Consider the following 1,836-nt stretch of genomic DNA (forward strand, 5'->3'; position numbering starts at 1 on the left):
TCTTCCAGGATAACGATGTTTTCATTGTGTTCTGACATAGCGGTGTCTCTTATTCAAAAGGTGAGGTTTCGCGCCGGCGTCCGGCGCGGGTTAGGGATTACAGGCCGATGTTTTTGCGGTGCTGTGCCACGCGGTCAACGCCGCCGACGATTTCCACCATGTTCACGGTATCGACTTCAATCACGTCTTTGCCGTCAATCGTGAGTTTGAAATAGGTGCACTGGGTGGTGATTTTGGTTTCGGTGTCTTCACCCTGTTTGTACTCGCCAAAATCCATTTCTTTATGGCGTCCGCGCAGGGTGACTTCCACGGCGGAGGTGTCGCCGGTGTCGTCACGCTGGAAGGAACCGGCAAAGCGCAGCGGCACGGCATCGACCGCGCCCCACTGTTTCAGCACCAGTTCATCCAGCCCGCCCACCGTCCACTCAAAGGTCAGCGCGTCATCGTCCAGGCCGAAATCAATGGAGGCGGAACCGGTCATGCCGCCGCCGCGATAGTTCTCCAGCTTGCGGGTGAGTTTCGGCAGCGTCAGCGCGCTGACCATGCCGAGGTAGCTGTTCCCGTCGTTAAACAGGTTCAGGTATTTCAGTTTCTTAGGCAGTGCCATGTTTTAGCGCCTCTTAGCTGTTAACGGACGTGGCGAACGTCGCCAGGTATTGATCGGTGATACGCTGACGCAGGGTCAAATCCTCCAGCGGCGGCACCGGCGTATAGTCGTAATCAATGAACAGCTTTCCCGCCTTCAGCGTTTCGACGGTGTTGGCTTCGGGGTCATACCAGCAGTTACCATCAATAATCAGACCGGCGGTTTTCATTTCGCGCAGCTTGGCGTTGATGCCCGCAATCATGTCTTTGATAAGCGTCGGGGTGACGGGCTTGTCTGATGCCCACATATGCCCCTCGGCGATGGTGTCCGCCAGCACCTGCGCGGTGCGGGTGTAGTTCTCAAACAGGAACAGCGGATCGTCAGAGCAGGTGCGCTGCCCCCAGAACTTAAAGCCGTCTTTGCGGATAAGCGTGGTCACGCACGCCTGATTCAGCAGGTCGGCATCGGTGCCGGTGGTCTGCAAATCCCAGTACACGCTGGCAGACAGGCCGGTGACGCCGTTGATACCGACGTTCGAAAGGGTTTTATGCCAGCCGGTATCTGCGTCGATTTTGGCACGCAGGCCGAGCGCGTAAGCGGTGGCGGGCGCGATGTCGCTGGCGTTGGCGGTGGTGTTCCAGGACACGAAATCAGGCCAGACAACCATCAGCTCACGCTGGCTGAAATTGTCGCGGTACTTGATGGCATCGGACACGGTTTTACAGCCGTACGCGCTGACGTAGCCAAAGGCGCGCAGCTGCTGACAGACGGCGGCGAGCGCCGTGGCGACGTCCAGATTATCCAGGCCAGGCACGCCGAGAATGCGCGGCTTTACGCCGAGTTCAGTTTGCGCAGACAGCAGGGCTTTCATGCCGGTATACATGCCGGTTTCGTCCGACCCTCCGATGATGTTGGAGGTGGTTTCCGCGTCGGTTTCACCTTCTGCGACGCGAACAACGACGACAACCGGTTTTGCCTGGTTAGCAATGGCCATCAGGGATGAACGCAGCGTGCCGGTTTTACCGGCCTTGCCTGCGGCGGTCAGTACGTTGGTAATGAGCACCGGCGTATCCAGCGGGAACGTTGCCGCGTCGGCATCCTCGCCGGTGCAGACCATCCCGATGATGGCGGTGGAAACGGTGGAAATAACGCGGGTGCCGTCATTGATTTCAACAACGCGCACACCGTGATGATAATCAGCCATGGTGTTTTTCCTGTGATTGGGGTGACGTCAATCATCGCGTGTTGGG

At 58.1% G+C, this 1,836-nt stretch carries 2 protein-coding genes; both read right to left on the reverse strand.

Annotated elements, in window-relative coordinates; genetic code table 11:
• Positions 1-97 precede the first annotated feature (97 nt).
• Positions 98-607 (reverse strand): phage major tail tube protein, encoded by a 510-nt coding sequence (locus D6C13_RS25230; protein WP_120135337.1) that lies wholly within the window; start codon positions 605-607, stop codon positions 98-100.
• Between the two features lie 13 nt (positions 608-620).
• Entirely contained in the window at positions 621-1,790 is a 1,170-nt protein-coding gene (locus D6C13_RS25235; RefSeq protein ID WP_120135338.1) for a phage tail sheath protein, read from the reverse strand.
• Between the last annotated feature and the right edge of the window lie 46 nt (positions 1,791-1,836).

It is taken from the genome of Rahnella woolbedingensis, assembly GCF_003602095.1.
In the GTDB taxonomy this organism is placed as follows: domain Bacteria; phylum Pseudomonadota; class Gammaproteobacteria; order Enterobacterales; family Enterobacteriaceae; genus Rahnella; species Rahnella woolbedingensis.

Coding starts and splice junctions, on each gene's coding strand:
- D6C13_RS25235 (WP_120135338.1), bottom strand. CDS start 1,790: ATGGCTGATTATCATCACGGTGTGCGCGTTGTTGAAATCAATGACGGC.
- D6C13_RS25230 (WP_120135337.1), bottom strand. CDS start 607: ATGGCACTGCCTAAGAAACTGAAATACCTGAACCTGTTTAACGACGGG.